Source organism: Pseudomonas sp. JL27(2026) (assembly GCF_056933555.1).
On the sequence record NZ_CM167794.1, the window covers coordinates 1000821 to 1027622 of the forward strand.

A 26802-nucleotide genomic window follows, 5' to 3' on the forward strand; every position below is an offset into this window, starting at 1 on the left:
CCCGTACCTCGACAGGGAGATGTCTGGATGAACCCGCTTTACCTCGCCTCAAGCTCACCCCGTCGCCGTGAATTGCTCACGCAAATCGGCGTGGGGTTTTCCGCCATCAGCGCGGACATCGATGAAACTCCGTTGACTGACGAATCCCCCGCAACCTATGTCGAGCGCCTGGCGCGCGGCAAGGCCGAGGCCGGTCGTGCGCAGTTGGTGGCCCGCAATCCGGGTGTAGCCGTTTGCGTATTGGGTGCCGACACCGCCGTGGTGCTCGATGGACAGATACTCGGCAAGCCCCGGGATGAGGCCGATGCGTTGGCCATGTTGATGAGCCTGTCGGGCCGTGAGCATGAAGTCCTGACCGCGATTGCGGTGCTTGACGGCCAGCGTTGTGAATCACGGGTGGTCAGCAGCCGGGTGCGTTTTCGTTTGATTTCACCGGCTGAGGCCCGTGCTTACTGGGCCAGCGGTGAACCGCAGGACAAGGCCGGCAGCTATGGTATCCAGGGCCTGGGCGCGGTGTTCGTTGCCGGGCTCGAAGGCAGTTATTCTGCCGTGGTGGGTCTGCCGTTGTGCGAAACCTTCGAGCTGCTCGGCCATTTCGGCATACCCTGTTGGCAAAACCCTATCGTGCGCACAGCGCCGTACTGACTTGATGCGGCCATAATCGTGAACATGCCTGAACGAGACACTGCCATGAGTGAAGAGATTCTGATCAACATCACGCCGATGGAATCGCGCGTGGCGGTGGTTGAAAACGGTGTGCTGCAAGAGGTCCATGTCGAGCGCACCCAGAAGCGCGGGATCGTCGGCAATATCTATAAAGGCAAGGTGGTGCGGGTTCTACCTGGCATGCAGGCGGCGTTCGTCGACATCGGCCTGGACCGTGCAGCCTTCATTCACGCCTCGGAAATTTCCCTGCGCGAAGGCCCGGCCGTGGAAAGCATCAGTGCCCTGGTGCATGAAGGCCAGAGCCTGGTGGTGCAGGTCACCAAGGACCCGATCGGCTCCAAGGGCGCGCGCCTGACCACTCAATTGTCGATTCCGTCGCGCTATCTGGTGTACATGCCGCGCACGGCTCACGTCGGGATTTCGTTGAAGATCGAAGACGAAGCCGAGCGTGAACGCCTCAAGCAGGTGGTCAGCGATTGCGTGGCCAAAGAGGGTATCAAGGAAGCGGGCGGGTTCATTTTGCGCACCGCCGCCGAAGGTGCCGGTGCGGACGAAATCCTGATGGACATCCGTTACCTGCGCCGCCTCTGGGATCAGATCGGCACGCAGATCAAAACCATCGGCGCTCCGAACGTGATCTACGAGGACCTCGGTCTGGCCCTGCGCACCCTGCGCGATCTGGTCAGCCCGAAGATCGAGAAGATCCGTATCGACTCCCGGGAAACTTTCCAGAAAACCACACAGTTCGTCGCTGAACTGATGCCGGAAATCGCTGATCGTCTGGAGCACTATCCGGGCGAGCGGCCGATTTTCGACCTCTATGGCGTCGAAGACGAAATTCAAAAGGCCCTGGAGCGCAAAGTGCCGCTCAAGTCTGGCGGCTACCTGGTGGTCGACCCGGCAGAAGCCATGAGCACCATCGACGTCAACACCGGGGCGTTCGTCGGTCATCGCAACCTCGAAGAAACGATCTTCAAGACCAACCTGGAAGCCGCAACCGCCATTGCTCGTCAATTGCGACTGCGCAATCTGGGCGGGATCATCATCATCGACTTCATCGACATGGAAGACGAAGAGCACCAGCGCCAGGTGCTACGCACGCTTGAGAAACAACTGGAGCGCGATCACGCCAAGACCAACATCATCGGTATCACCGAGTTGGGCCTGGTGCAGATGACCCGCAAGCGCACCCGCGAAAGTCTTGAGCAGGTGTTGTGCGAGCCGTGCAGCAGTTGCCAGGGCCGGGGCAAGCTCAAGACCCCGGAAACCGTGTGCTACGAGATTTTCCGTGAAATCCTGCGCGAAGCCCGCGCCTATCAGGCCGAAGGCTACCGGGTGCTGGCGAACCAGAAAGTGGTGGATCGCCTGCTTGATGAAGAGTCCGGCAATGTCGCGGAACTTGAAGGATTTATCGGACGGACTATTCGGTTCCAGGTGGAAACCATGTATTCCCAGGAACAATACGACGTGGTGCTGCTCTGAATCGCCGGGATTTAATTCAACCCAGACAGCTGGCTTCAGCTTTTTTCGCACTATTTGCCATGGGAGCCAACTGACATGGATCGTCTGATACGTCTTCTGGCTACGCTGACCCGCTGGGGTCTTGGCCTGTGTGCGTTGCTGTTGGTACTGACTGCGCTCTACGTCAGCCTGGGGCGCGAACTGACGCCGCTGGTGGCCGAGTATCGCGTGGAAGTCGAAGGCAAGGCCCGTGAAGCGTTGGGCATGCCGTTGCAGATTGGTAGCCTGGAAGGTACCTGGAATGGCCTGGCGCCGACGCTGTTCGTGCGTGATGTGATGGTCGGTGAGGGCGCCAATGCCTTGCACTTGGATCAGGTGCGGGTGGTGCCGGATGTATGGGCCAGCCTGTTGGCGCGCGAGGTGCGCATTGCCAGTCTTGAACTCAACGGCCTGAAACTGAGCCTCAAAGAGGGAGCGGACGGGCATTGGGCCCTCGAAGGTTTCCCGGTCCGGCAGGATCAGCCGCTGGACCCGGAGCAGTTGCTCAATCGTATGCAAAGGGTGGCGCAGTTGTCGTTGCTCGACAGTCAGGTCACCTTGCAGCCGCTGGATCAGGCGCCGCTGACCCTGACTTACGTCGGCTTGAATCTCAGAGCCGGCCCGGCGCGCCAGCGTCTTGATGCACGCCTGAGCCTGCCTGACGGCCAGCCCGTTGCCTTGAGCCTGCGCACGCGTATCCGGGCGAGTCAGTGGAAAGACGCCGAGGCCGAGGCTTACTTGAGCCTGCCGCAAAGTGACTGGTCGCGCTGGTTGCCCGCGCGCCTCACCCAGCAATGGAAACTCTCCGAAATCAAGGCGGGCGGTGAACTCTGGCTGACGTGGGGCGAGGGCACATTGCAAAGCGCGGCCATGCGCCTGCACGCGCCACAGTTCAGCGGTGCCTATGCCGAACGCAAACCGGTCAGCCTCACCAACCTGGCACTCAGTGCGTGGTTCCAGCGCAGCGCGCAAGGATTCAGCGTCGTCCTTGATTCGTTGTCGATGAACCTGGGTGAAACCCGCTGGGAGTCGCGTCTGCAACTGCAGCAAACGGCCGCCACCGACAAGGCCGAAGAGCTTTGGCATGTACAGGCCGACCGCCTCGACCTGACCCCGCTTACCCCGTTGCTCAATGCCCTGGCGCCCTTGCCCGAAGGCGTCGCCACCACCATCGAGCGGCTCAAGGTGACCGGTGGCCTGCGTAATGTGCTGCTCGATTACCGGCCACAGAACACCGGCGATCAGCGCGTAAGCTTTGCCACCAACCTGGACCGGGTCGGTTTTGACGCCTATCACGGCGCCCCGGCAGCCCGTAACGTCAGCGGCAGCCTGAGCGGTGACCTCGGTCACGGTGAGCTGCGCATGGACAGCAAGGACTTTTCCCTGCACCTGGACCCGATTTTCGCCAAGCCATGGCAGTACCTCCAGGCCAACGCCCGCCTGACCTGGACGCTGGATAAACAAGCCTTCACGCTGGTCGCCCCGTACCTCAAGGTACTCGGCGAAGAGGGCAAGATTGCCGGTGACTTCCTGATCCGCCTGCACCTGGATCACACGCAGGAAGACTACATGGACCTGCGGGTCGGTCTGCTCGAAGGGGATGGCCGCTACACCGCCAAGTATTTGCCGGCAGTCTTGAGCCCGGCGCTGGACGAGTGGCTGCGTACCGCGATAGTCAAGGGCGCCGTGGATGAAGGCTTCTTCCAGTATCAGGGTTCGCTGAACCACGGAGCCGCCGAAACGGCCCGCAGCATCAGCCTGTTTTTCAAGGTGCATGATGCCGAACTGGCCTTTCAGCCTGGCTGGCCCCATGTCGGCAAGGTTACCGGTGATGTGTTTATCGAAGACAGCGGCGTGCGGATCCTCGCCAGCAAGGGGCAATTGCTCGACACTCAGGTGCGTGACGTCTACGTCAACATTCCCCATGTACCGACCGGGCAGAACGTCCATATGTTCCTTGATGGCGAGTTCGCCGGTGGGCTGGGCGATGGCCTGAAAATTCTTCAGGACGCGCCGATTGGCACCGGCACAACCTTCGCCGGTTGGCAGGGTGACGGCGATCTGCAAGGCAAACTGAAACTCGATATCCCCCTGGCCAAGGGGGACCTGCCGAAAATCGTGGTGGATTTCAGCACCGCCAAGGCCCGCCTCAAATTGAGTGAGCCCGAATTTGAGCTGACTCAGCTCAAGGGCGATTTCCGTTTTGACAGCGCCAAGGGCCTGAGTGGCCAAGGCATCAGCGCCCAGGCGTTCGACCGGCCGGTGACCGCGCAGATCTTCGCTGACGGGCGGCCGGGCAGCCTGAACACCCGTGTGGTCGCCAAGGGCCAGGTCGCGGTGAAGAAACTCACCGACTGGTTGAAATTCACTCAGCCGCTGCCGGTTTCCGGGGATATTCCCTATCAGCTTCAGCTCAACCTGGACGGTGCCGACAGCCAGATGATGGTCAGCTCCAGCCTCAAGGGCGTGAAGGTCGACCTGCCGGCACCGTTCGGCCTGCCCGCCAATGTCGGGCGCGATACGGTGTTTCGCATGACCCTGCAAGGGCCGGAGCGACGCTATTGGGTCAACTACGGTGACCTTGCCAACTTCACGTTCGCGGCCCCCGGCGCAAACTTCGCCGATGGCAGGGGCGAGTTGTTTCTCGGCAACGGCGATGCCTTGTTGCCGGCCACCAAGGGGCTGCGTATTCGTGGCGTATTGTCGGAACTCGATGTGGCACCCTGGCAGGCGCTGGTTAATCAGTATGCCGGGCAAGACCCGGGCGGCAGCGCCAAACAATTGCTCAGCAGCGCCGATTTCAAGGTCGGCAAGCTGACGGCCATGGGCACGACCCTCGATCAGGCCTCGGTGCTGTTCAACCGCAAACCGGATGCCTGGGCGTTGCAGCTCGACAGCCAACAGGCCAAAGGTACTGTCAGCATTCCCGATACCAAGGGCGCACCGATTGCGATCAATCTTCAATACGTGAAACTGCCTGCCCCCGACCCCATGGTCCAGGCCGATGAAAACGCTCCGGACCCGCTGGCCGATGTCGACCCGACGAAGATTCCGGCACTGGATATCTTGATCAAGCAGTTGTATCAGGGCAAAGACCTGATGGGCGCCTGGTCGTTGAAAGTCCGTCCGACCGCCAAGGGCATTGCCTTCAACAACCTGGACCTGGGCCTCAAGGGCATGCTGTTGCAGGGCGCGGGCAGTTGGGAAGGAACGCCCGGCGCCACCAGCAGTTGGTACAAGGGCCGCTTGGGCGGCAAGAACCTCGGTGATGTGCTCAAGGGATGGGGGTTCGCACCGACGGTGACCAGCGAAGATTTCCATCTGGATGTCGACGGTCGCTGGCCAGGCTCGCCGGCCTGGGTCGGGCTCAAGCGCTTTTCCGGAAGCCTGGACGCCACGTTGCGCAAAGGTCAGTTCGTTGAAGTCGAGGGCGGTGCCCAGGCGTTGCGGGTGTTCGGTTTGCTTAACTTCAACTCGATCGGCCGCCGCCTGCGCCTGGACTTCTCCGACCTGTTCGGCAAAGGCCTGAGCTACGACCGGGTCAAAGGGTTGCTGGTGTCGAGTAACGGCGTTTACGTGACACGTGAACCGATCACCCTGACCGGCCCGTCGAGCAACCTTGAACTCAACGGAACCCTGGACATGGTCGCCGACCGGGTCGACGCCAAGTTGCTGGTGACCCTGCCGGTGACCAACAACCTGCCGATTGCCGCGTTGATCGTCGGTGCGCCGGCCATTGGCGGCGCGCTGTTTTTGATCGACAAGCTGATCGGTGATCGCGTGGCTCGTTTTGCCAGCGTCAAATACACCATCAAAGGTCCGTGGAAAGAGCCGAAAATCACCTTCGACAAACCTTTTTGAAACTTCTTTTGAAAAGCCACGGTCCAGCCCTATGGAGTAGCATGGCCGCTTACCTGATACGGAGTGCGCCATGTCTCTTGCGGTGATTCAAATGGTCAGCCAGAGCGACGTGCCGACCAATCTGGCCCACGCTCGGCAACTGCTTGAGCAGGCGGCCGCCGGCGGTGCACGGTTGGCGGTTTTGCCGGAAAACTTCGCTGCCATGGGCCGTCGCGATGTCGCTGACATCGGTCGCGCCGAAGCGCTGGGCGAAGGGCCGATCCTGCCGTGGTTGAAACAGACCGCGCGTGACCTCAAGTTATGGATTGTGGCCGGCACGCTGCCGTTACCGCCGGTGGATCAACCCCGGGCGAAATCCAACGCCTGCTCATTGCTGGTCGATGAGCACGGCGAGACGGTGGCGCGGTACGACAAACTGCACTTGTTCGACGTGGACGTGGCCGACAATCGCGGGCGCTACCGCGAATCTGATGACTATGCTCATGGAAGTGCCGTGGTGGTGGCGAACACACCGGTCGGCCGAGTGGGCTTGACGGTCTGTTATGACCTGCGTTTCCCGGAGCTCTACAGCGAGTTGCGGGCAGCGGGTGCCGAGTTGATCACCGCTCCGTCGGCGTTTACCGCCGTGACCGGCGCGGCCCATTGGGAGGTGCTGATTCGCGCCCGGGCCATTGAGACCCAGTGCTATGTGCTGGCGGCGGCCCAGGGCGGAACGCATCCGGGGCCGCGAGAGACATTTGGCCACGCCGCCATTGTCGACCCTTGGGGGCGCGTGCTGGCTGAACAGGATCAAGGCGAGGCCGTGCTGCTGGCCGAACGCGATAGCAGCGAACAAGCGTCCATTCGGGCGCGGATGCCGGTGGCCAGTCACCGGCGCTTTTTCTCGCAGGGCGCGCAGCGGCCTGCCTCAGAACGTTGAATTAAGGCGTAAAACCTATGAGCGAGTTGTTGTCCTCAGTCAGTGAACACCTCCTGGCACCTGGCGGCGTCACCATTGAAAGCCTGCAAACAGTGCTCGGTGATCTGGCCGGCCCAGGCATCGATGCCGCCGACCTGTATTTCCAAGGGCAGATTTCCGAGTCCTGGGCGCTGGAAGACGGCATCGTCAAGGAAGGCAGCTTCAACCTCGATCAGGGTGTTGGCGTGCGGGCGCAGTCGGGTGAGAAAACCGGTTTTGCCTACAGCAACGCCATCACCCTGGAGGCTCTGGGCGCAGCCGCTCGTGCTGCGCGTTCGATTTCCCGCGCCGGGCAGAACGGCACGGTGCAGGCGTTCACCACTCAGGACGTCGCCCAGCTGTATGCGCCGGATAATCCGCTGGAAGTCATCAGCCGCGCTGAAAAAGTCGAGCTGCTCAAGCGCATTGATGTCGCGACCCGTGCCCTCGACCCACGGATCCAGCAAGTCACGGTAAGCATGGCCGGTGTGTGGGAACGCATTCTGGTGGCGTCCACCGACGGCGGCCTGGCAGCAGATGTACGGCCATTGGTGCGCTTCAACGTCAGTGTGATCGTCGAGCAGAACGGTCGCCGCGAGCGCGGCGGCCATGGTGGTGGCGGGCGTACCGATTACCGCTACTTCCTCACGGAAGACCGCGCCATGGGCTACGCCCGTGAAGCGTTGCGTCAGGCGCTGGTCAACCTGGAAGCCATTCCGGCACCGGCCGGCACGTTGCCGGTGGTGTTGGGTTCGGGCTGGTCCGGCGTGTTGCTGCACGAAGCGGTCGGTCATGGCCTGGAAGGCGATTTCAACCGCAAGGGCAGCTCGGCCTACAGCGGTCGCATGGGCGAGATGGTTGCGTCCAAGCTGTGCACCATCGTTGATGACGGTACGCTGGCCGGTCGCCGTGGGTCGCTGAGCATTGACGACGAGGGCACCCCGACCGAATGCACCACGCTGATCGAGAACGGCGTGCTCAAAGGCTACATGCAGGACAAACTCAACGCTCGCCTGATGGGCGTGGCGCGTACCGGTAACGGTCGTCGCGAGTCCTATGCGCACCTGCCGATGCCGCGTATGACCAACACTTATATGCTGGGTGGCGAAAGCGATCCGGCCGAAATCATTGCCTCGGTGAAGCGCGGCATCTACTGCGCCAACCTCGGCGGCGGCCAGGTGGACATCACCAGCGGTAAATTTGTGTTCTCCACCAGCGAGGCGTACCTGATCGAGGACGGCAAGATTACCGCGCCGGTCAAAGGCGCTACGTTGATCGGTAACGGGCCGGAAGCCATGAGCAAGGTGTCGATGGTCGGTAACGACCTGTCGCTGGACAGCGGGGTAGGGACGTGTGGCAAGGATGGACAGTCGGTGCCGGTGGGTGTCGGCCAGCCAACCTTGAAAATCGACGCGATCACCGTGGGTGGCACGGGATCCTGATTTCTGCTCTTGAAACAGGGAAGCTTCGGGTGAGTTGTTTGGCAACTCACCCGATACGAGGATCAGCGCAGACCGCGTTGAGTCTCGTCCAGCTCACGGATGTACTTGAAGATTTTTCGGCTGGAAGCAGGAGGCTTGCTTTGGGCGAGCTCGTGCTGGGCCTGACGGATCAAGGAGCGTAGTTGCTGGCGATCCGCGTCCGGGTAATCGACGACGAACTTTTCCAGTACGGCATCGTCGCCCGCGATCAAGCGATCACGCCAGCGTTCCAGACCGTGGAAGCGTTCGTTGTACTGCTTGGTGGAGGCATCGAGTTGATCGAGCAAGGTCAGAATGGCGTCAGTGTCCTGATCGCGCATCAGTTTTCCGATGAACATGAGGTGCCGTTTACGCGCGATATTCGCGGTGTGCTTGGAGGCATCGCCCAGCGCCCGGCGCAAAGCGTCGGTCAATGGCAGTTTTGCCAGCAAGTCAGGCTTGAGTGTTGTAAGGCGCTCGCCGAGGTCAACCAGAGCGTGAAGCTCGCGTTTGACCTGGGATTTGCTTTTTTCTCCCGTATCGAGGGAGTCGTCGTAAGAATCAACCATGGTGGCCGTCCGCAAAGAAACGCCGCCATGATAACCAGTCGGGGGCCGCTTGTCCGGCCCGGTCGCTCGAAGGCCCTTGCCGAAAGCAGAATTTGAGTGGAGAACAGCATGAGTGCAGTTGAAAGCGTCGGCCCACAAGCGTTGCCGGCACTGCAAGAGCAGGTCGAGCAGATCATCGCCGAAGCCAAACGCCAGGGCGCCAGTGCCTGTGAAGTCGCGGTTTCTCTGGAGCAGGGCTTGTCGACCTCGGTGCGCCAGCGCGAGGTTGAAACCGTCGAGTTCAACCGCGACCAGGGCTTTGGCATTACCTTGTACGTGGGGCAGCGCAAAGGCTCGGCGAGCACCTCGGCCAGTGGCCCGGACGCGATTCGCGAAACCGTCGCTGCGGCGTTGGCGATTGCCAAGCACACCTCCGAAGATGAAAGCTCGGGCCTGGCCGATGCCGCGCTGATGGCCAAAGACTTGCCGGACTTCGACCTGTTCCACGCCTGGGATATCACGCCCGAACAAGCCATTGAACAGGCGCTGGCCTGTGAAGCGGCGGCATTTGCCGCCGACAGCCGGATCAAGAATGCCGACGGCACCACGCTTAGCACCCATCAAGGTTGCCGCGTGTACGGCAACAGCCACGGTTTTATCGGGGGTTATGCGTCCACGCGCCACAGCTTGAGCTGCGTGATGATCGCCGAGGCCGACGGCCAGATGCAGCGTGATTACTGGTATGACGTGAATCGCCAGGGCACGTTGCTGGCGGACCCGGCCAGCATCGGCCAGCGCGCTGCACAACGCGCGGCCAGCCGTTTGGGCGCCCGTCCGGTGCCGACCTGTGAAGTGCCAGTGTTGTTTTCCGCTGAATTGGCCGGTGGTCTGTTCGGCAGTTTTCTCGGTGCGATTTCGGGAGGCAACCTGTACCGCAAGTCGTCGTTCCTCGAAGGCGCACTCGGTCAGAAGCTGTTCCCTGAATGGCTGACGCTGGATGAGCGTCCACACCTGATGCGTGCCATGGGCAGTTCGGCGTTCGATGGCGACGGTCTGGCGACTTATGCCAAACCGTTCGTCGAAAAAGGTGAGTTGGTGTCCTATGTGTTGGGCACGTACTCGGGTCGCAAACTCGGCATGCCAAGCACTGCCAACGCAGGTGGCGTGCACAATCTGTTCGTCACCCACGGCGACGAAGATCAGGCAGCGTTGCTGCGCCGGATGGGACGTGGCTTGCTGGTGACTGAACTGATGGGCCATGGCCTGAACATGGTCACGGGCGACTATTCACGCGGGGCGGCGGGTTTTTGGGTCGAGAACGGTGAAATCCAGTTCGCGGTTCAGGAAGTCACCATCGCCGGCAACATGCGCGACATGTTCAAGCAGATCGTCGCGGTCGGTAATGACCTGGAGTTGCGCAGCAACATCCGCACCGGTTCGGTGCTGATCGAGCGCATGACCGTAGCGGGCAGCTAAACCCTCGCCGGTTTACACAAAGGCGCGCCACCATTGAGGTGGCGCGCCTTTTTTGCGTCTTGCACTGGCCCTTTGTGGGAGCGGGTTTGCTCGCGAAAGCGGCTTATCAGCCAACAAAGATGTTGAATGTGATGCCCCCCTTCGCGAGCAAGCCCGCTCCCACAATGAGAGCGGAGTGTTTTACTGTGCTTGTTTTGGTTCTCATTATCATCTAATAATAAATCTCATTATCGAATGAGCCCAGGTCATGAGTTCTGCCTTGCACGAGCAGCCTTATCTTGAAAGCTGGCGTTGGATGAGTCGCCAGATCCGTTGCGCGCTGGATCCTGACGAGCCGCGCCTGATCGACCACTACTTGGCTGAAGGCCGTTATCTGGGGTGTTGCACCGCCACGTCCTCGTGGACGATCGCCGAAACCTCGTTTCGTCTTCTGCTCGACACCGCCGCCGATACCGCACTGCCCTGGCATTGGCGCAGCCAGTGTCTGGACCAGGCCTGGCGCCCATTGCGTGATCTCGAACGCCTCTCTTTGTGCAATTGCCGCCTCAAACGCTGGCAAAGCTACGCCTGGCAACTGGCGACCTGCTCGCTGCAACCCTCCATTCCTCTCATAGAACTGGTGCAAGGATTTTCAGATGACAGCCTCTAAAACGCGTATCGAACGTGACAGCATGGGCGAGTTGCAAGTCCCGGTCGACGCCTTGTACGGCGCGCAGACCCAGCGCGCGGTGGACAACTTTCCAATCAGTGGCCAGCGGATGCCGGCACAGTTCATTCGAGCGCTGATCCTCGCCAAAGCGGCGGCAGCCAAGGCCAACGTTGAGCTCAAGCAATTGAGCGAAGCTCAGGGCAAAGCCATCGTCGATGCCGCCCAAGGCCTGCTGGAAGGCGATTTCATGCAGCATTTTCCGGTGGATATCTTCCAGACCGGCTCCGGCACCAGCTCCAACATGAACGCCAACGAAGTGATTGCGACCCTCGCCAGCCGTTTACTGGGCGAACCGGTCAACCCGAACGATCACGTCAATTGTGGCCAAAGCAGCAACGACATCATCCCGACCACTATCCACGTCAGCGCCGCACTGGCGCTGCATGAACAGCTGCTGCCGGCGCTGTTGCACCTGGTGCAGGTGATTGAACGCAAGGCCGGGCAGGTTCATCCGTTCATCAAGACTGGCCGTACACACCTGATGGACGCCATGCCGGTGCGCATGAGCCAGGTACTCAACGGTTGGGGGCAGCAACTCAAGGCCAGCATCGGTCATTTACAGGGCCTGTTGCCAGCATTGCAGTCCCTGGCCCAGGGCGGCACGGCGGTGGGGACGGGGGTCAACGCCCATCCCGAGTTTGCGGCGCGGTTCAGCCAGCAGTTGAGCAAACTGACTCAGGTGCAGTTCACGCCCGGCAAGGACCTGTTCGCCTTGATCGGGTCTCAGGACACCGCCGTTGCGGTCTCCGGTCAGCTCAAAGCCACCGCCGTGTCGCTGATGAAAATCGCCAACGACTTGCGCTGGATGAACTCCGGTCCTTTGGCCGGTCTGGGGGAGATCGAGCTCGAAGGTTTACAGCCGGGTTCCTCGATCATGCCGGGAAAGGTCAACCCGGTTATCCCGGAAGCCACGGCGATGGTCGCCGCGCAGGTGATCGGCAATGACACAGTGATCACCGTGGCCGGCCAGTCGGGCAATTTCGAACTCAACGTGATGCTTCCGATCATCGCCCAGAACCTGCTGAGCAGTATCGAGTTGCTGGCCAACTCCAGCCGTCTGCTGGGTGACAAAGCCATCGCCACCTTCAAGGTCAACGAGGCCAAGCTCAAGGAAGCGCTGTCGCGCAACCCGATTCTGGTGACAGCACTCAACCCGATCATTGGTTACCAGAAAGCCGCTGAAATCGCCAAAAAGGCGTATCAGCAGGGTCGTCCGGTGATCGACGTCGCCCTGGAACACACCGACCTGTCGCGTAGCCAGCTGGAAGAGTTGCTCAACCCAGAGAAACTCACGGCCGGCGGCGTGTAATTACCGATACCGCTTTGGAGGCTCACCATGGAGCACTGGAAACGTACGATCGAAAGGGCCAATCGCTGCTTCATGCAGGGCGAACTGGTCGATGCCCGCGAGCACTACTTGCAGGCATTGGCCCTGGCTCAGGTGTTGTTCGAGCGCTGGTCGGATGCCGACGAAGCGGTAGCGGCTTGCGTGATTTCTCACCACAACCTGGCGGATTTGCACTTGCGCCTCAACCAGCCAGAGGAGAGTGCCGAGTATTTGTGCGCCATCCATCAGCGGCTATTGCAGACCCTGCAGAACACCCGCCTTGCGCCGGCCCTGCGCGAAGCAGCACTGCGCCAGAGCAGCAAGACCTATGTCGAGTTATTGAATTTCATCGGTGAGCACGGCGAGTATCCCCGGACTCACCGTTTGCTCGACAACACCGTGGTGGCGTCGGCGTCGGCTTCGACCCTGAGCCCTGACGTTGCGACAGCCCCCCGATCTCTACATGGAGCACATTGAGATGTCTTACACCTTGCCTGCCTTGCCGTACGCCTACGATGCCCTGGAGCCGCATATCGATGCGCAAACCATGGAAATCCACTACACCAAGCACCACCAGACCTACATCAATAACCTCAATGCAGCGGTCGAAGGCACCGAGTGGGCCGAATGGCCCGTGGAAAAACTGGTGGCCAGCGTTCAGCAATTGCCGGAAAAACTTCGCGCAGCGGTCATCAATCAGGGCGGCGGGCATGCCAACCACTCGTTGTTCTGGGCCGTCATGGCACCCAAGGGAGGAGGCAATCCACAGGGCGCGCTGGCCAAGGCGATTGATGAGCAGTTGGGTGGTTTCGACAGCTTCAAGGACACCTTCACCAAAGCCGCGCTGACCCGTTTCGGCAGCGGCTGGGCCTGGCTGAGCGTGACGCCGCAAAAAACGCTGGTGGTGGAAAGCAGCGGTAACCAGGACAGTCCGCTGATGAATGGCAACACGCCGATTCTCGGTCTCGACGTCTGGGAACACGCCTATTACCTGCGTTATCAGAACCGTCGCCCGGAATACATCAACGCGTTCTACAACGTGATCCATTGGCCGGAAGTTGCTCAGCGCTATCAGGCAGCGCTGGTTTAAGACCCCCACAAAAAAAGATCTAAGGCCGACTATGGGCACTGAAACACTGACAATCAGCAGTGGGCGAATGTTTCGTTACGCGTTGGGTTCGCTGTTGCTGTTGGCGGGCATCACCTTGTTCGTGGCCCAAGGGCTGGCCTGGCTGGACCTTGAACCACGGATGATGCGGGCGCTGCAAGGCGGGGCGATTTGTGCGTTGGGCACGGCCCTGGGCGCGGTGCCAGTATTGGTCATCCGGCGCATGCCGTTGGCGCTCAGTGATACGTTGCTCGGTTTCGGTGCCGGGGTGATGCTGGCGGCGACCGCGTTTTCGCTGATCGTTCCGGGCATTGCAGCGGCCGAAAGTCTTGGGCTGTCTGCCTGGGCGTCCAGTGGGCTGATCTGTTTCGGGATTCTGCTCGGGGCATTTGGTCTGTTTCTTGTGGACCGTAAAGTTTCGGGGGGCACGCCCTCCATGCTGGTTGGCACTCCGGATCGTCCGGTGATCCCTGCGCGCATCTGGCTGTTTGTCTTCGCGATCATTGCTCACAACATTCCGGAAGGCATGGCGGTGGGTGTTTCCGCTGGGGGCGGCATGCCGGACGCCGATAGCCTGGCCATGGGCATTGCGTTGCAGGATGTGCCGGAAGGCTTGGTGATTGCGCTGGTGTTGGCCGGGGCAGGGATGTCGCGGGGCAAGGCGTTCTTGATCGGCGCCGCCTCAGGTTTGGTTGAACCAGTATTCGCGTTGCTGTGCGCGTGGCTGGTGAGCCTGGCCGAGATGCTCTTGCCGCTGGGGTTGGCCTTGGCGGCCGGGGCGATGCTGCTGGTGGTGACTCACGAAGTCATTCCCGAGTCGCGGCGCAACGGTCACGACAAACTCGCCAGCCTTGGGTTGATGGCCGGGTTTTGCCTGATGATGGTGATGGACACGGCGTTGGGCTGATTGCCTGCTTTTGTGGCGAGGGAGCTTGCCCCCGCTCGGCTGCGTAGCAGTCGTCAGATCAGCGTATACGACGTATCTGATACATCGCGGTTGCAGGTTTTGGGCTGCTTCGCAACCTGGATGAGGCAAGCTCCCTCGCCACGGAGGCCCGCCTTGCCGAAAGATAACGGGGGTTATTCGCCTTCGTCGAAGAAGTTATTGATCAATGCCGCCAGCGCATCCAGCGCTTCCTGTTCCTGCTCGCCTTCGGTGCTCAAGTGGATTCGGGTGCCTTTACCGGCGGCCAGCATCATCATTGCCATGATGCTTTTGCCATCGACCATTGTTTCTGGTGTACGCCCGGCTCTGATCTGGCAGGGAAACTGACCGGCGACGCCGACGAATTTTGCTGATGCACGGGCATGAAGGCCCAGTTTGTTGATGATTTCAATTTCCAGAGCGGGCATCGCGGTGTGAATCCTTTAGCTAAGGTCGCGGTGGCGAACCTGGACGTTCTTCAGGGTTTTTTGCAGGGCCTGGCCCAGACGTTCGGTCAGGTAGACGGAGCGGTGATGCCCGCCGGTGCAGCCAATGGCAATGGTGACGTAGGCACGGTTGCTGGCGGCGAACCTTGGCAGCCATTTCAGCAGGTAGCTGGAGATGTCCTGGAACATTTCCTCGACATCCGGTTGGGCTGCCAGGTACTCGGCCACGGGAAGGTCCAGCCCCGACTGGTCGCGCAGCTCGGGTTTCCAGTACGGGTTGGGCAGGCAGCGTACGTCGAACACCAGGTCGGCATCGACCGGCATTCCACGCTTGAAACCAAAGGATTCAACCAGAAACGCTGTGCCGGGCTCGGGTTGGTTCAGCAGCCGCAACTTGATGGTATCGCGTAGCTGGTACAGGTTCAGGTTGGTGGTATTGACCTTGAGGTCCGCGAGATCGGCAATCGGCCCCAGCAGGTTGGTTTCGTCATTGATGGCTTCGGCGAGCGAGCGATTGGCGCTGCTCAGCGGGTGGCGACGGCGGGTTTCCGAGAAGCGCTTGAGCAGTGTCTCTTCGTCGGCATCCAGGTACAGCACATCGCACTGAATGTGGCGGCTGCGCACTTCCGTGAGTAACTCGGGAAAGCGCGACAGGTGGCTGGGCAAGTTGCGTGCGTCGATTGAAACCGCCACCAGCGGCTGGGCCAGTTCGGTGTGGATCAGTGCGCGTTCGGCAAGTTCAGGCAACAGGCCGGCGGGCAAGTTGTCGATGCAGTAGTAGCCGTTATCCTCGAGTACATCGAGGGCGGTGCTTTTACCTGAGCCGGAACGGCCACTGACGATGATCAAGCGCATGGTTACGGACCGTTTTGCTCTTCCAGGACAACCTGGTACAGGGCTTCATTTGTCGCGGCGCTGCGAAGTTTTTCGCGCACGTCCTTGCGGTCAAGCATGCTGGCGATCTGGCGAAGCAGTTCCAGGTGCGCATCGGTGGCGGCTTCCGGGACCAGCAATACAAACAGCAGGTCGACCGGGGCACCGTCGATGGCGTCAAAATCGATAGGAGCGTCCAGGTGCATCAGTGCACTGATAGGCGACTCGCAGCCTTTGAGGCGGCAGTGCGGGATGGCGATGCCGTTGCCAAAACCGGTGGAACCGAGCTTTTCACGGGCAATCAGGCTCTCGAAGACATCTTGCATCTCCAGATCCGGTACTTCACGGGCGATCAGGTTGGCAATTTGTTCGAGGGCGCGTTTCTTGCTGCCGCCCGGCACGTTCACAAGTGAACGGCCGGGGGTCAGGATGTTTTCAAGTCGGATCATGTGGGGAGAGTGTTAGCGACCAGTGCCTTGCAGCAGGCTCTGTTGCTTTTCCTTATGCTTTTTCAGTTGGCGGTCCAGCTTGTCCGTGAGCAGGTCGATCGCAGCATACATGTCGTCATGTTCTGCGTTGGCGACGACTTCCCCACCGTGGATGTGCAGCGTGGCTTCGATTTTCTGTTTCAGTTTCTCGACAGCCATCGTCACTTGCACATTGGTGATCTTGTCAAAGTGGCGTTCCAGTCGGTCAAGTTTCTCACCGATGTAGGCGCGCAGGGGTTCGGTCACTTCCAGTTGGTGTCCACTGATGTTGACTTGCATACAGCTTCTCCTTCGTTGCCAGTGCATAAGGCGGCAGGCTGGTTAGCCTGCCACTAGGTTGTGTCCGGAAACTGCCTGATGGCGAATTTTCGAACACACCCTGGAACGCGGTGGCGTGGCCCTTACATCAACCGCTTGCGTTCGCTTGAAGGCGCGATCCCAAGGGATTCGCGGTACTTGGCGACGGTGCGGCGGGCTACCTGAATGCCTTGTGCCTCCAGTAAACCAGCGATCTTGCTGTCACTCAACGGCTTTTTCTGATTTTCCGCGGCAACCAGTTTTTTGATGATCGCACGGATCGCCGTAGACGAGCATTCGCCGCCTTCAGAGGTGCTGACGTGGCTGGAGAAAAAGTATTTCAGCTCATAAATACCCCGTGGGGTATGCATGAACTTTTGCGTGGTCACCCGTGAAATCGTCGATTCGTGCATGCCGACCGCTTCAGCGATGTCGTGCAGGACCAGCGGCTTCATGGCCTCATCGCCGTATTCGAGAAAGCCGCGCTGGTGCTCGACGATCTGGGTGGCGACTTTCATGAGGGTTTCGTTGCGGCTTTGCAGGCTTTTGATGAACCAGCGCGCTTCTTGCAACTGATTGCGCATAAAGGTGTTGTCGGCGCTGGTGTCGGCGCGGCGCACGAAGCCTGCGTACTGTGGATTGACCCGCAGGCGCGGAACCGATTCCTGGTTCAGCTCCACCAGCCAGCGCTCGTTGTCCTTGCGCACGATCACGTCAGGGACGACGTACTCGGCTTCACTGGACTCGATTTGCGAACCCGGTCGAGGGTTGAGGCTCTGGACCAGCTCAATGACCTGGCGCAGTTCATCTTCCTTGAGCTTCATGCGACGCATCAGTTGGCTGTAATCGCGGCTGCCCAACAGGTCGATGTAGTCGCTGACCAGGCGCTTGGCCTCGGCCAGCCAGAGGGTCTTGGCGGGCAGTTGGCGCAATTGCAGCAACAGGCACTCGCCCAGGTTGCGTGCGCCGATGCCGGCCGGCTCGAATTGCTGGATGCGATGCAGGACGGCTTCGATTTCGTCCAGTTCGATGTCCAGTTCCGGGTCGAAGGCTTCGAGGATTTCCTCTAGGGTTTCGTCCAGGTAGCCCTGATTGTTGATGCAGTCGATCAGGGTGACGGCAATCAGACGGTCGGTGTCGGACATCGGCGCCAGGTTCAATTGCCAGAGCAGGTGGCTTTGCAGGCTCTCGCCGGCCGATGTGCGGGTGGTGAAGTCCCACTCGTCGTCATCGTTGCTGGGCAGGCTGCTGGCGCTGGTCTGGTAGACATCTTCCCAAGCCGTGTCGACCGGGAGTTCGTTGGGAATGCGTTCGTTCCACTCGCCTTCCTCGAGGTTGTCCACCGTGGGGGCGGTTTCCTGGTAGGAGGGCTCTGTAATGTCGGTATTGGGCTTTTGCTCGATGTTGTCCGCCATGGGGTCGGCGTTATCGAAATCGTCGCCTTCTTCCTGGCGTTCGAGCATAGGATTGGACTCCAGTGCCTCCTGGATTTCCTGTTGCAGGTCCAGGGTCGACAATTGGAGCAGGCGGATGGCCTGTTGCAGCTGCGGTGTCATCGTCAGCTGCTGGCCCATTCTCAAGACTAGCGATGGTTTCATGGCAGGGGCTTAACACCTTATTCGCCGGCGCACATGCGCCATCCACTACAGGGGCGCCGGAGCGCCAAACTTAAGCAAATTATATGCCCGAAACTGAAGTGTTTGCCTAGAGCGCTGTAACAATTAAAACGTTTTAAATTTTTATTGCGCCAGGCTGCGTCAGCCCAAGGCTGAGGAACTGAGGGCGTGGGAATGCCCTGAGCGCCGTATCAATAAAATTCTACTGATTTTATTGAGGTTGGCGCTCCGGTAACAGGTCAAACACCTCGGCGCTTACAGGCGGAACTCGTGGCCCAGGTACACTTCCTTGACCAGTTCGTTGGCCAGGATGGTCGCAGAGTCGCCTTCGGCGATCAGTTGGCCATCGTTGACGATGTAGGCGGTTTCGCAGATGTCCAGGGTTTCACGGACGTTGTGGTCCGTGATCAGGACGCCGATGCCCTTTGCCTTGAGGTGGTGAATGATCTGCTTGATGTCGCCTACCGAAATCGGGTCCACGCCGGCGAACGGTTCGTCGAGCAGGATGAATTTCGGGGCGGTGGCCAGGGCGCGGGCGATTTCCACGCGGCGGCGCTCACCACCGGACAGGCTCATGCCGAGGTTGTCGCGGATGTGGTTGATGTGGAATTCCTGCAGCAGGCTTTCCAGCTCCTTGCGGCGACCGGCCTTATCGAGTTCCTTGCGGGTCTCGAGGATGGCCATGATGTTATCGGCGACCGAGAGTTTGCGGAAGATCGACGCTTCTTGCGGCAGATAGCCGATACCGGCGCGAGCGCGGCCGTGCATCGGCTGGTGGCTGACATCCAGGTCGTCGATCAGCACGCGGCCCTGATCGGCCTGAACCAGGCCGACGATCATGTAGAAACAAGTGGTCTTGCCGGCGCCGTTAGGGCCAAGCAGGCCGACGATCTGGCCGCTGTCGATGGACAGGCTGACATCGCGCACGACCTGGCGGCTCTTGTAGCTCTTGGCCAGATGCTGAGCTTTCAGAGTTGCCATTACTGGGCCTTCTGCTCGTCGGTTTTCTTTTTCGGCTGGATGACCATGTCGATCCGCGGACGTGGCGCGGTCACGGCGCTGCCATTGGCACGACCAGCGTTGGCGACCTGCTTGACCGTGTCGTAGACGATTTTCTCGCCTTCGGTGGTGTTGCCGTCGTTGATCACTTTGGCCCGGTCGATCAGTACAACGCGGTTTTGCGCTGCGTGGTACTGGATGGTCACCGCATAGCCCTGGACGGGTTTCGTGTCAGTCGGCTTCTGCAACTGCTCGAAATAGGCCAGGTTGCCTACCGAGGTCACGACGTCGATGTCACCGGCCGGGGTGCGGGTGATGGTCACGGTGTTGCCGGTGACCTTCATCGAGCCCTGGGTGATGATGACGTCACCTTTGTAGGTGGCGATACCTTGCTTGTCATCAAGCTGAGCATCGTCAGCCTGAATGCGGATAGGTTGCTGACTATCGTTCGGCAGAGCCCAGGCGCTCACGCTTCCCAGTGCTGCGCCCAGACTGAGCAAAATAGGGAGGGTTTTAACGAGCCTCATACTGTCCTCTTACGTTCGATAGCAGGTGTATCCTGCTTTCTTTCAAATACGCTTTCATTCCGTTACCAGTCGATACACCACCAGCGCCGTCGATTCTAACGGCTTGCTGGGTCTGCGCATATTGCTGTTGCGGGAATACGGTCATGCGACTGCTGGTAATGATGGTTTCACGCTTTTTTTCGTCAGTGCGCGCAATGCGCACCGAGTCGATCAGCTCGACTTCGGTACCGTCCGGGTTGACTTCGCCGCGTTCGCTCTGGACATGCCAGGGATACACGGTTCCGCGGTACATCTGCAGGTCGGGCTTGGTCAGCAGGGTGATCTCGCTGGCCTGAACGTGCTCGACCTTGTCGGAGGTCATTTCATACTGCAGGCCGCCGTCGGGCAGGAACTGCAGGCTGTAGGCGTTGATGGCGTAATAGTCGATCGCGTTTTCATCGACCTTCACCACAGGCTTGTCGAGGAAGCGCTCCGGGCTGATGTTCCAGTAGCCCACCGCTGCAAACAGCGCAGCGATGACGGCGAACATCAGGAAATTGCGAATCTTTTTACTCAGCATAGGTGGCTCACAGGTAGGCGGCGTTGGCCGCTTCAAGGTTGCCTTGGGCGCGCAGGATCAGTTCGCAGAACTCGCGAGCCGCGCCTTCGCCACCGCGAGCCTGGGTGATTCCGTGAGCGTGTTCGCGGACGAAGCTGGCAGCGTTGGCAACGGCCATGCCCAGGCCGACGCGGCGAATCACCGGCAGGTCCGGCAGGTCGTCACCGAGGTAGGCTACCTGTTCATAGCGTAGGCCCAGTTGCGCCAGAAGCTCGTCAAGTACCACCAGTTTGTCCTCTCGGCCCTGATACAGGTGAGGAATACCGAGGTTTTTCGCCCGGCGCTCGACCACCGGGGTCTTGCGGCCGCTGATGATGGCGGTGGTCACGCCGGTCGCCATCAGCATCTTGATGCCTTGGCCATCCAGGGTGTTAAACGTTTTGAACTCGCTGCCGTCTTCCAGGAAGTACAGCCGTCCGTCCGTCAGCACGCCATCGACGTCGAAGACCGCCAGTTTGATCTGTTTGCCGCGTTGCAGAAGGTCCGCAGTCATTACATTACTCCCGCACGCAGCAAGTCGTGCATGTTCAGGGCGCCGACCGGGCGATCTTCGCTGTCGACCACCACCAGCGCGCTGATTTTGTTGTCTTCCATGATTTTCAGGGCCTGGGCTGCGAGCATATCGGCGCGAGCGGTCTTGCCATGAGCAGTCATGACGTCATCAATGGTGGTGCTGTGAACGTCGATGGTCCGGTCCAGGGTACGGCGCAAGTCGCCGTCGGTGAAGATCCCGGCGAGTTTTCCGTCGGCTTCCAGTACGACGGTCATGCCGAGGCCCTTGCGGGTCATTTCCATCAGCGCGTCTTTGAGCGGGGTGCCGCGCTGTACGCGTGGCAGTTCGTCGCCGGCGTGCATGACGTTTTCGACTTTCAGCAGCAGCCGGCGGCCAAGCGCGCCACCGGGGTGGGAAAAAGCGAAGTCTTCGGCGGTGAAGCCGCGGGCTTCCAGCAGGGCAACGGCCAGGGCGTCGCCCATGACCAGGGCGGCCGTGGTCGAGGAGGTCGGTGCCAGGTTCAGCGGGCAGGCTTCATGTTCGATGTGAACGTTGAGGTTCACTTCCGCAGCCTTGGCCAGCGGCGACTCGGGATTGCCGGTCAGGCTGATCATTTGAATGCCCAGGCGCTTGATCAACGGCAGCAATGTCACGATTTCATTGGTCGAGCCGGAGTTCGACAGCGCAAGAATGATGTCGTCGCGGGTGATCATGCCCATGTCACCATGGCTCGCTTCGGCCGGGTGCACGAAAAACGCAGTGGTGCCGGTGCTGGCCAGGGTGGCGGCAATCTTGTTGCCGATGTGCCCGGATTTGCCCATGCCGACGACAACCACGCGGCCTTTGCTGTTCAGAATCATCTCGCAAGCGCGTACGAAATCTGCGTCGATATGGGACAACAAGCCTTCTACGGCTTCAAGTTCGAGGCGGATGGTGCGTTGTGCCGATTGAATCAGGTCGCTGGATTGGCTCATGTCAGAAATCGTATAGCCTGATGAAAAGGCGGCGATTATAGCGGTAATGAGCAATTCCCTCACGCATGTTCGTCATGCAGGGCAATACCCCTTCCATAATGGCTTTAAACGAAGGCTTTTTGCCTGTCTGATTGCTGAATGTGACATGGCTTTGGCCTTGGGCGGTTCACCTGAGCAATGCTATAGTTCGCCGCCAGTTCGGCCTGCCCAGGATCCATGTGCTCTCGACAGGGAGCTTGGCGTCCGAGTGAGAGGCTGCATCGCAAGGAGTTTAGATGAGTGCCGATAACGCCTACGCGGTCGAGCTGAAGGGATTGTCCTTCAAGCGCGGTGCGCGGAGCATTTTCAATAACGTCGATATCCGCATTCCGCGCGGAAAGGTCACCGGTATCATGGGGCCTTCCGGTTGCGGCAAGACGACGCTGTTGCGCCTGATGGGCGCGCAGTTGCGGCCTAGCAGCGGCGAGGTCTGGGTCAACGGCCAGAACCTGCCGACGCTGTCGCGCAGCGATTTGTTCGATGCGCGCAAGCACATGGGCGTTCTGTTCCAGAGCGGTGCGCTGTTCACGGACCTCGATGTATTCGAGAACGTCGCTTTCCCGCTGCGTGTTCATACCCAATTACCCGAAGAAATGATCCGCGACATCGTTCTGCTGAAATTGCAGGCTGTCGGGTTGCGTGGCGCCCTCGATTTGATGCCCGACGAGTTGTCGGGTGGCATGAAGCGCCGCGTTGCACTGGCGCGGGCAATTGCCCTCGACCCGCAGATTCTCATGTACGACGAACCGTTCGTCGGTCAGGACCCTATCGCCATGGGCGTCTTGGTGCGCCTGATTCGCCTGCTGAACGATGCATTGGGTATCACCAGTATCGTGGTGTCCCATGACCTGGCCGAAACCGCGAGCATTGCCGATTACCTCTATGTGGTGGGCGACGGGCAAGTGCTGGGGCAGGGCACACCGGCCGAATTGATGGACTCCGACAATCCGCGCATTCGTCAATTCATGACCGGTGACCCGGACGGTCCGGTGCCGTTTCACTTTCCAGCGACGGATTACCGCGCAGATCTTCTGGGGAAGCGCTGATGCGCAAGACTTCACTAATAGAACGTGTTCGTCGATTCGGCCAGGCGGCCATCGACAGCGTCGCGGTGCTTGGCCGTTCATCGCTGTTCCTGTTTCACGCCTTGCTGGGCCGTGGCGGCATTGGCGGCGGTTTTGGCCTGCTGATCAAACAGTTGCATTCCGTTGGCGTGATGTCCCTGGTGATCATCGTGGTCTCCGGGATCTTCATCGGCATGGTGCTGGCGCTGCAAGGTTTCAACATCCTCTCCAGCTATGGTTCGGAGCAGGCAGTGGGGCAGATGGTTGCCCTGACGCTGCTGCGTGAACTGGGGCCGGTGGTAACAGCGTTGCTGTTCGCCGGGCGTGCCGGTTCGGCGCTGACGGCGGAAATCGGCAACATGAAATCCACCGAGCAGTTGTCCAGCCTTGAAATGATTGGCGTGGACCCGCTCAAGTACATCATTGCCCCGCGCCTGTGGGCCGGCTTCATTTCCCTGCCGCTGCTGGCGATGATTTTCAGCGTGGTGGGTATCTGGGGCGGTTCGTGGGTGGCGGTCGACTGGTTGGGTGTGTATGAAGGCTCCTACTGGTCGAACATGCAAAACAGCGTGACGTTCAACGGCGACGTGCTCAATGGCATCATTAAAAGCATTGTCTTCGCCTTTGTCGTGACCTGGATTGCCGTATTCCAAGGCTATGACTGTGAGCCCACCTCAGAAGGGATCAGTCGTGCCACCACCAAAACAGTGGTGTATGCCTCATTGGCCATCCTCGGCCTGGACTTTATTCTGACCGCCTTGATGTTTGGAGATTTCTGATGCAAAACCGCACCCTGGAAATCGGTGTCGGCCTTTTCTTGCTGGCTGGCATCCTGGCTTTACTGTTGCTTGCCCTGCGGGTCAGTGGACTGTCCCCCGTTTCGAGCAACGACAGCTATAAACTTTATGCGTATTTCGACAATATCGCCGGTTTGACGGTCAGATCAAAAGTGACCATGGCCGGTGTGACGATTGGCAAGGTGACGGCTATCGATCTGGACCGTGACAGCTTCACAGGGAGAGTGACGTTGCAGCTGGAAAAACGCGTAGATAATCTGCCGACTGACTCCACTGCATCTATTCTCACTGCTGGCCTGTTGGGCGAGAAATACATCGGCCTCAGCGTGGGTGGGGAAGAAACCCTGCTCAAGGATGGTGGAACCATCCATGACACGCAGTCGTCGCTGGTGCTCGAGGACCTGATCGGTAAATTCCTGCTCAATACCGTTAGCAAAGACGCCAAATGAGGAGCTTTTGAATGATCTCTACCTTGCGACGTGGCCTGTTGGTGTTACTCGCGGCCCTGCCGTTGATGGCTAACGCCGTGGCGGCGCCTTCCGCGCATGAACTGGTCCAGGACACGACGACCCGTTTGCTGGCCGACCTGGCCGCCAATAAAGAGAAGTACAAGCAGGACCCGAAAGACTTTTATGCGGCGCTGAACAGCATCGTCGGGCCGGTGGTGGATGCCGAAGGCATCTCCAAGAGCATCATGACGGTCAAGTACTCGCGTAAAGCTACGCCTGCGCAAATGAAGACCTTTGAAGAAAACTTCAAGACCGGTCTGTTTCAGTTCTATGGCAACGCTTTGCTGGAGTACAACAACCAGGGCATCGTCGTTGAGCCGGCCAAGGATGAATCAGGAGACCGTACCAGCGTCGGCATGACCGTCAAGGGCAGTAATGGCGCGATCTATCCGGTGTCTTACACGCTCGAAAAGATCAATGGCGAGTGGAAACTGCGCAACGTGATCATTAACGGCATCAACATTGGCAAACTGTTCCGTGACCAGTTCGCCGACGCGATGCAGCGCAATGGCAACGACCTGGACAAGACCATCAATGGTTGGGCCGGTGAAGTCGCCAAGGCCAAGGAAAGCACCGAACACGCTGCCCAGAAGCCAGCCCAATGAGTGAGTCGGCCGTCCGCCTGGGCGAACCCGGCGAGCTGCTGCTCAGTGGCGTGCTGGATTACCGCACCGGGCCTGACCTGCGCAAGCAGGGCCAGGCCCTGATCAAGTCAAGCAAGGCCCCCGCTCTTGTGGTGGATTGCTCGGCGGTCCAGAAATCCAGCAGTGTCGGCCTTTCGCTGCTGCTGGCCTTCATGCGTGATGCCCAGGTGGCCAACAAGGCGTTGAGCATCCGCGGGATGCCCGAAGACATGCGTGAAATCGCTCAGGTTTCCGGGTTGACCGAGCTGTTGACGCCTTCCTAACCGTCATCAACAGGGAAGCCCCCCGTCAGAGTCCTGCTATGCGGGGTTCGCAGGCGCGGGGCTTTTTTGTATGATGTCCGACCCGCGCGCACAGGGCGCCGATTGAGGTTGAGCATGCAGGCCAACGAAGTTAAGAGTTTCCTTGAAGAAAAGCTGTCTGAGACTCTTTCACAGGTGCAGGTAGAAGTTGAGGGCGAAGGCTGCAACTTTCAGCTGAACGTGATTAGTGACGAACTGGTGGCTTTGAGCCCGGTCAAGCGTCAGCAAAGCATCTATGCCCATTTGAACCCATGGATCGCCGATGGCAGCATCCACGCGGTCACTATGAAATTTTTCAGCAGCGCGGCCTGGGCCGAGCGCACCTGAGCCCAAGGGCGTCGAGATTCTTATGGATAAATTGATTATTACCGGCGGCGTTCGTCTTGATGGCGAAATCCGCATCTCCGGGGCAAAGAACTCTGCCCTGCCGATTCTGGCTGCAACCCTGCTGTGCGATGGCCCGGTCACGGTTGCCAACCTGCCGCACCTGCACGACATCACCACCATGATCGAGCTGTTCGGCCGCATGGGCATTGAGCCGGTGATCGACGAGAAGCTCAGCGTCGAAATCGACCCGCGCACCATCAAGACCCTGATCGCCCCGTACGAACTGGTGAAAACCATGCGTGCCTCGATCCTGGTGCTGGGCCCGATGGTTGCCCGTTTCGGTGAAGCCGAAGTCGCACTGCCTGGCGGTTGCGCCATCGGTTCGCGTCCGGTCGACCTGCACATCCGTGGCCTTGAAGCCATGGGCGCGGTCATCGACGTCGAAGGCGGCTACATCAAGGCCAAGGCGCCTGAAGGTGGCCTGCGTGGCGCAAACTTCTTCTTCGATACCGTCAGTGTGACCGGTACCGAGAACATCATGATGGCTGCCGCACTGGCCAACGGTCGCAGCGTGCTGCAAAACGCGGCCCGTGAACCTGAAGTCATCGACCTGGCGAACTTCCTGATCGCCATGGGCGCGAAGATCTCGGGCGCCGGCACCGACACCATCACTATCGACGGCGTGCCACGTCTGCATCCGGCCACCTATAAAGTGATGCCGGACCGTATCGAAACCGGTACTTACCTGGTGGCAGCTGCCGTGACCGGCGGCCGCGTCAAGGTCAAGGACACCGACCCGACCATCCTTGAAGCCGTACTGGAAAAACTCAAGGAAGCCGGCGCTGAAATCACCACCGGTGAAGACTGGATCGAGCTGAATATGCACGGCAAGCGGCCAAAAGCCGTCAACGTGCGCACCGCTCCGTACCCGGCGTTCCCGACCGACATGCAAGCGCAGTTCATCTCCCTCAACGCCATTGCCGAAGGCACTGGCGCTGTGATCGAGACGATCTTCGAAAACCGCTTCATGCATGTTTATGAGCTGCACCGCATGGGCGCTCACATCCAGGTCGAAGGCAACACCGCCATCGTGACCGGTATCGAAAAACTCAAAGGCGCGCCAGTCATGGCCACTGACCTGCGAGCTTCGGCCAGCCTGGTGATTTCGGCGCTGATCGCTGAAGGCGACACGCTGATCGATCGCATCTACCACATCGACCGTGGTTATGAGTGCATTGAAGAGAAGCTGCAGATGCTCGGCGCTAAAATCCGCCGCGTACCGGGCTAGTTTC

Annotated in this window: 29 protein-coding genes; 18 read left to right on the plus strand and 11 right to left on the minus strand. The window is 59.8% G+C overall.

What is annotated here, in order from left to right:
• Window positions 1-27 precede the first annotated feature (27 nt).
• The 5 genes from AC1Z1G_RS04505 (at window position 28) to tldD (ending at window position 8406) form a co-directional block, all read left to right on the plus strand.
• The gene (locus AC1Z1G_RS04505) at window positions 28-645 is read left to right on the plus strand and encodes a Maf family protein (protein ID WP_483625209.1); all 618 of its coding nucleotides are present in this window, start codon (window positions 28-30) and stop codon (window positions 643-645) included.
• Window positions 646-690: 45 nt separating this feature from the next.
• The gene (gene rng, locus AC1Z1G_RS04510) at window positions 691-2148 is read left to right on the plus strand and encodes a ribonuclease G (protein WP_483625211.1); all 1458 of its coding nucleotides are present in this window, start codon (window positions 691-693) and stop codon (window positions 2146-2148) included.
• Between the two features lie 75 nt (window positions 2149-2223).
• Window positions 2224-6027 carry a YhdP family protein gene (locus AC1Z1G_RS04515; RefSeq protein ID WP_483625213.1) on the plus strand — a complete coding sequence of 1268 codons (3804 nt, stop codon included), beginning with the start codon at window positions 2224-2226 and terminating at the stop codon, window positions 6025-6027.
• A gap of 70 nt (window positions 6028-6097) precedes the next feature.
• On the plus strand, window positions 6098-6946 hold the full coding sequence (locus AC1Z1G_RS04520; RefSeq protein WP_483625215.1) for a carbon-nitrogen hydrolase family protein: 849 nt from the start codon (window positions 6098-6100) through the stop codon (window positions 6944-6946).
• A gap of 17 nt (window positions 6947-6963) precedes the next feature.
• Window positions 6964-8406: a metalloprotease TldD gene (gene tldD, locus AC1Z1G_RS04525; protein WP_483625217.1), complete on the plus strand. Its 1443-nt coding sequence runs from the start codon at window positions 6964-6966 to the stop codon at window positions 8404-8406.
• A 62-nt stretch (window positions 8407-8468) separates the two neighbouring features.
• Here the strand turns inward: tldD and yjgA are convergent, their stop codons facing one another.
• Complete coding sequence (gene yjgA, locus AC1Z1G_RS04530) at window positions 8469-8993, minus strand: ribosome biogenesis factor YjgA (protein ID WP_483625219.1); 525 nt, start codon at window positions 8991-8993, stop codon at window positions 8469-8471.
• A gap of 108 nt (window positions 8994-9101) precedes the next feature.
• On the opposite strand from yjgA, the gene pmbA reads away from it, so the two are divergent.
• The 6 genes from pmbA (at window position 9102) to AC1Z1G_RS04560 (ending at window position 14499) form a co-directional block, all read left to right on the plus strand.
• Window positions 9102-10448 (plus strand): metalloprotease PmbA, encoded by a 1347-nt coding sequence (gene pmbA, locus AC1Z1G_RS04535; protein ID WP_483625221.1) that lies wholly within the window; start codon window positions 9102-9104, stop codon window positions 10446-10448.
• 247 nt (window positions 10449-10695) lie between these two features.
• Window positions 10696-11097: a FagA protein gene (locus AC1Z1G_RS04540; RefSeq protein WP_483625223.1), complete on the plus strand. Its 402-nt coding sequence runs from the start codon at window positions 10696-10698 to the stop codon at window positions 11095-11097.
• Entirely contained in the window at window positions 11084-12466 is a 1383-nt protein-coding gene (locus tag AC1Z1G_RS04545) for a class II fumarate hydratase (protein WP_483625224.1), read from the plus strand. Before AC1Z1G_RS04540 ends, AC1Z1G_RS04545 begins: the two co-directional genes overlap by 14 nt.
• A gap of 27 nt (window positions 12467-12493) precedes the next feature.
• On the plus strand, window positions 12494-12961 hold the full coding sequence (locus AC1Z1G_RS04550; protein ID WP_483625225.1) for a hypothetical protein: 468 nt from the start codon (window positions 12494-12496) through the stop codon (window positions 12959-12961).
• Window position 12962: 1 nt separating this feature from the next.
• Window positions 12963-13574: a superoxide dismutase gene (locus tag AC1Z1G_RS04555; RefSeq protein ID WP_483625227.1), complete on the plus strand. Its 612-nt coding sequence runs from the start codon at window positions 12963-12965 to the stop codon at window positions 13572-13574.
• A 31-nt stretch (window positions 13575-13605) separates the two neighbouring features.
• Window positions 13606-14499 (plus strand): ZIP family metal transporter, encoded by an 894-nt coding sequence (locus AC1Z1G_RS04560; RefSeq protein WP_483625229.1) that lies wholly within the window; start codon window positions 13606-13608, stop codon window positions 14497-14499.
• 173 nt (window positions 14500-14672) lie between these two features.
• Here AC1Z1G_RS04560 and AC1Z1G_RS04565 read toward each other — a convergent pair whose 3' ends face one another.
• From AC1Z1G_RS04565 to AC1Z1G_RS04610, 10 genes are all read right to left on the minus strand, one after another.
• The gene (locus AC1Z1G_RS04565; RefSeq protein WP_483625230.1) at window positions 14673-14945 is read right to left on the minus strand and encodes an HPr family phosphocarrier protein; all 273 of its coding nucleotides are present in this window, start codon (window positions 14943-14945) and stop codon (window positions 14673-14675) included.
• A 15-nt stretch (window positions 14946-14960) separates the two neighbouring features.
• Window positions 14961-15818 (minus strand): RNase adapter RapZ, encoded by an 858-nt coding sequence (rapZ, locus tag AC1Z1G_RS04570; RefSeq protein ID WP_483625232.1) that lies wholly within the window; start codon window positions 15816-15818, stop codon window positions 14961-14963.
• A 2-nt stretch (window positions 15819-15820) separates the two neighbouring features.
• On the minus strand, window positions 15821-16285 hold the full coding sequence (gene ptsN / locus AC1Z1G_RS04575) for a PTS IIA-like nitrogen regulatory protein PtsN (RefSeq protein ID WP_483625234.1): 465 nt from the start codon (window positions 16283-16285) through the stop codon (window positions 15821-15823).
• 12 nt (window positions 16286-16297) lie between these two features.
• Window positions 16298-16603 (minus strand): ribosome hibernation-promoting factor, HPF/YfiA family, encoded by a 306-nt coding sequence (hpf, locus tag AC1Z1G_RS04580; RefSeq protein WP_347904115.1) that lies wholly within the window; start codon window positions 16601-16603, stop codon window positions 16298-16300.
• A gap of 122 nt (window positions 16604-16725) precedes the next feature.
• Window positions 16726-18219 (minus strand): RNA polymerase factor sigma-54, encoded by a 1494-nt coding sequence (locus AC1Z1G_RS04585; protein WP_483625236.1) that lies wholly within the window; start codon window positions 18217-18219, stop codon window positions 16726-16728.
• A 273-nt stretch (window positions 18220-18492) separates the two neighbouring features.
• Entirely contained in the window at window positions 18493-19218 is a 726-nt protein-coding gene (lptB, locus tag AC1Z1G_RS04590; protein ID WP_347904117.1) for an LPS export ABC transporter ATP-binding protein, read from the minus strand.
• Window positions 19218-19763 carry a lipopolysaccharide transport periplasmic protein LptA gene (gene lptA / locus AC1Z1G_RS04595; RefSeq protein WP_347904119.1) on the minus strand — a complete coding sequence of 182 codons (546 nt, stop codon included), beginning with the start codon at window positions 19761-19763 and terminating at the stop codon, window positions 19218-19220. Before lptA ends, lptB begins: the two co-directional genes overlap by 1 nt.
• Window positions 19750-20322, minus strand: a complete 573-nt coding sequence (lptC, locus tag AC1Z1G_RS04600) for an LPS export ABC transporter periplasmic protein LptC (protein WP_483625239.1) — start codon at window positions 20320-20322, stop codon at window positions 19750-19752. Before lptC ends, lptA begins: the two co-directional genes overlap by 14 nt.
• A gap of 7 nt (window positions 20323-20329) precedes the next feature.
• Window positions 20330-20854: a KdsC family phosphatase gene (locus tag AC1Z1G_RS04605; RefSeq protein WP_483625241.1), complete on the minus strand. Its 525-nt coding sequence runs from the start codon at window positions 20852-20854 to the stop codon at window positions 20330-20332.
• On the minus strand, window positions 20854-21828 hold the full coding sequence (locus tag AC1Z1G_RS04610) for a KpsF/GutQ family sugar-phosphate isomerase (RefSeq protein ID WP_483625243.1): 975 nt from the start codon (window positions 21826-21828) through the stop codon (window positions 20854-20856). The genes AC1Z1G_RS04605 and AC1Z1G_RS04610 overlap by 1 nt, the downstream gene beginning before the upstream one ends.
• 275 nt (window positions 21829-22103) lie before the next feature.
• On the opposite strand from AC1Z1G_RS04610, the gene AC1Z1G_RS04615 reads away from it, so the two are divergent.
• The 7 genes from AC1Z1G_RS04615 to murA all read left to right on the plus strand — a co-directional run bounded on the left by AC1Z1G_RS04615 (window position 22104) and on the right by murA (window position 26798).
• Window positions 22104-22913, plus strand: a complete 810-nt coding sequence (locus tag AC1Z1G_RS04615; RefSeq protein WP_347904124.1) for an ATP-binding cassette domain-containing protein — start codon at window positions 22104-22106, stop codon at window positions 22911-22913.
• Complete coding sequence (gene mlaE / locus AC1Z1G_RS04620) at window positions 22913-23710, plus strand: lipid asymmetry maintenance ABC transporter permease subunit MlaE (protein WP_347904125.1); 798 nt, start codon at window positions 22913-22915, stop codon at window positions 23708-23710. The genes AC1Z1G_RS04615 and mlaE overlap by 1 nt, the downstream gene beginning before the upstream one ends.
• Window positions 23710-24177 carry an outer membrane lipid asymmetry maintenance protein MlaD gene (gene mlaD, locus AC1Z1G_RS04625; RefSeq protein WP_347904126.1) on the plus strand — a complete coding sequence of 156 codons (468 nt, stop codon included), beginning with the start codon at window positions 23710-23712 and terminating at the stop codon, window positions 24175-24177. The genes mlaE and mlaD overlap by 1 nt, the downstream gene beginning before the upstream one ends.
• 11 nt (window positions 24178-24188) lie before the next feature.
• Window positions 24189-24842, plus strand: coding sequence for an MlaC/ttg2D family ABC transporter substrate-binding protein (locus tag AC1Z1G_RS04630; RefSeq protein WP_483625245.1), 654 nt, complete (start codon window positions 24189-24191; stop codon window positions 24840-24842).
• The gene (locus AC1Z1G_RS04635) at window positions 24839-25144 is read left to right on the plus strand and encodes an STAS domain-containing protein (RefSeq protein ID WP_483625247.1); all 306 of its coding nucleotides are present in this window, start codon (window positions 24839-24841) and stop codon (window positions 25142-25144) included. Before AC1Z1G_RS04630 ends, AC1Z1G_RS04635 begins: the two co-directional genes overlap by 4 nt.
• A gap of 114 nt (window positions 25145-25258) precedes the next feature.
• Window positions 25259-25510 carry a BolA family protein gene (locus tag AC1Z1G_RS04640; RefSeq protein ID WP_347904131.1) on the plus strand — a complete coding sequence of 84 codons (252 nt, stop codon included), beginning with the start codon at window positions 25259-25261 and terminating at the stop codon, window positions 25508-25510.
• A 22-nt stretch (window positions 25511-25532) separates the two neighbouring features.
• Complete coding sequence (murA, locus tag AC1Z1G_RS04645; protein WP_347904132.1) at window positions 25533-26798, plus strand: UDP-N-acetylglucosamine 1-carboxyvinyltransferase; 1266 nt, start codon at window positions 25533-25535, stop codon at window positions 26796-26798.
• Window positions 26799-26802 lie beyond the last annotated feature (4 nt).

What these genes read in the sequence shown, in the direction of transcription:
- AC1Z1G_RS04505 (WP_483625209.1), top strand. Translation starts at nt 28, where the DNA reads ATGAACCCGCTTTACCTCGCCTCAAGCTCACCCCGTCGCCGTGAATTG.
- rng (WP_483625211.1), top strand. Translation starts at nt 691, where the DNA reads ATGAGTGAAGAGATTCTGATCAACATCACGCCGATGGAATCGCGCGTG.
- AC1Z1G_RS04515 (WP_483625213.1), top strand. Translation starts at nt 2,224, where the DNA reads ATGGATCGTCTGATACGTCTTCTGGCTACGCTGACCCGCTGGGGTCTT.
- AC1Z1G_RS04520 (WP_483625215.1), top strand. Translation starts at nt 6,098, where the DNA reads ATGTCTCTTGCGGTGATTCAAATGGTCAGCCAGAGCGACGTGCCGACC.
- tldD (WP_483625217.1), top strand. Translation starts at nt 6,964, where the DNA reads ATGAGCGAGTTGTTGTCCTCAGTCAGTGAACACCTCCTGGCACCTGGC.
- yjgA (WP_483625219.1), bottom strand. Translation starts at nt 8,993, where the DNA reads ATGGTTGATTCTTACGACGACTCCCTCGATACGGGAGAAAAAAGCAAA.
- pmbA (WP_483625221.1), top strand. Translation starts at nt 9,102, where the DNA reads ATGAGTGCAGTTGAAAGCGTCGGCCCACAAGCGTTGCCGGCACTGCAA.
- AC1Z1G_RS04540 (WP_483625223.1), top strand. Translation starts at nt 10,696, where the DNA reads ATGAGTTCTGCCTTGCACGAGCAGCCTTATCTTGAAAGCTGGCGTTGG.
- AC1Z1G_RS04545 (WP_483625224.1), top strand. Translation starts at nt 11,084, where the DNA reads ATGACAGCCTCTAAAACGCGTATCGAACGTGACAGCATGGGCGAGTTG.
- AC1Z1G_RS04550 (WP_483625225.1), top strand. Translation starts at nt 12,494, where the DNA reads ATGGAGCACTGGAAACGTACGATCGAAAGGGCCAATCGCTGCTTCATG.
- AC1Z1G_RS04555 (WP_483625227.1), top strand. Translation starts at nt 12,963, where the DNA reads ATGTCTTACACCTTGCCTGCCTTGCCGTACGCCTACGATGCCCTGGAG.
- AC1Z1G_RS04560 (WP_483625229.1), top strand. Translation starts at nt 13,606, where the DNA reads ATGGGCACTGAAACACTGACAATCAGCAGTGGGCGAATGTTTCGTTAC.
- AC1Z1G_RS04565 (WP_483625230.1), bottom strand. Translation starts at nt 14,945, where the DNA reads ATGCCCGCTCTGGAAATTGAAATCATCAACAAACTGGGCCTTCATGCC.
- rapZ (WP_483625232.1), bottom strand. Translation starts at nt 15,818, where the DNA reads ATGCGCTTGATCATCGTCAGTGGCCGTTCCGGCTCAGGTAAAAGCACC.
- ptsN (WP_483625234.1), bottom strand. Translation starts at nt 16,285, where the DNA reads ATGATCCGACTTGAAAACATCCTGACCCCCGGCCGTTCACTTGTGAAC.
- hpf (WP_347904115.1), bottom strand. Translation starts at nt 16,603, where the DNA reads ATGCAAGTCAACATCAGTGGACACCAACTGGAAGTGACCGAACCCCTG.
- AC1Z1G_RS04585 (WP_483625236.1), bottom strand. Translation starts at nt 18,219, where the DNA reads ATGAAACCATCGCTAGTCTTGAGAATGGGCCAGCAGCTGACGATGACA.
- lptB (WP_347904117.1), bottom strand. Translation starts at nt 19,218, where the DNA reads ATGGCAACTCTGAAAGCTCAGCATCTGGCCAAGAGCTACAAGAGCCGC.
- lptA (WP_347904119.1), bottom strand. Translation starts at nt 19,763, where the DNA reads ATGAGGCTCGTTAAAACCCTCCCTATTTTGCTCAGTCTGGGCGCAGCA.
- lptC (WP_483625239.1), bottom strand. Translation starts at nt 20,322, where the DNA reads ATGCTGAGTAAAAAGATTCGCAATTTCCTGATGTTCGCCGTCATCGCT.
- AC1Z1G_RS04605 (WP_483625241.1), bottom strand. Translation starts at nt 20,854, where the DNA reads ATGACTGCGGACCTTCTGCAACGCGGCAAACAGATCAAACTGGCGGTC.
- AC1Z1G_RS04610 (WP_483625243.1), bottom strand. Translation starts at nt 21,828, where the DNA reads ATGAGCCAATCCAGCGACCTGATTCAATCGGCACAACGCACCATCCGC.
- AC1Z1G_RS04615 (WP_347904124.1), top strand. Translation starts at nt 22,104, where the DNA reads ATGAGTGCCGATAACGCCTACGCGGTCGAGCTGAAGGGATTGTCCTTC.
- mlaE (WP_347904125.1), top strand. Translation starts at nt 22,913, where the DNA reads ATGCGCAAGACTTCACTAATAGAACGTGTTCGTCGATTCGGCCAGGCG.
- mlaD (WP_347904126.1), top strand. Translation starts at nt 23,710, where the DNA reads ATGCAAAACCGCACCCTGGAAATCGGTGTCGGCCTTTTCTTGCTGGCT.
- AC1Z1G_RS04630 (WP_483625245.1), top strand. Translation starts at nt 24,189, where the DNA reads ATGATCTCTACCTTGCGACGTGGCCTGTTGGTGTTACTCGCGGCCCTG.
- AC1Z1G_RS04635 (WP_483625247.1), top strand. Translation starts at nt 24,839, where the DNA reads ATGAGTGAGTCGGCCGTCCGCCTGGGCGAACCCGGCGAGCTGCTGCTC.
- AC1Z1G_RS04640 (WP_347904131.1), top strand. Translation starts at nt 25,259, where the DNA reads ATGCAGGCCAACGAAGTTAAGAGTTTCCTTGAAGAAAAGCTGTCTGAG.
- murA (WP_347904132.1), top strand. Translation starts at nt 25,533, where the DNA reads ATGGATAAATTGATTATTACCGGCGGCGTTCGTCTTGATGGCGAAATC.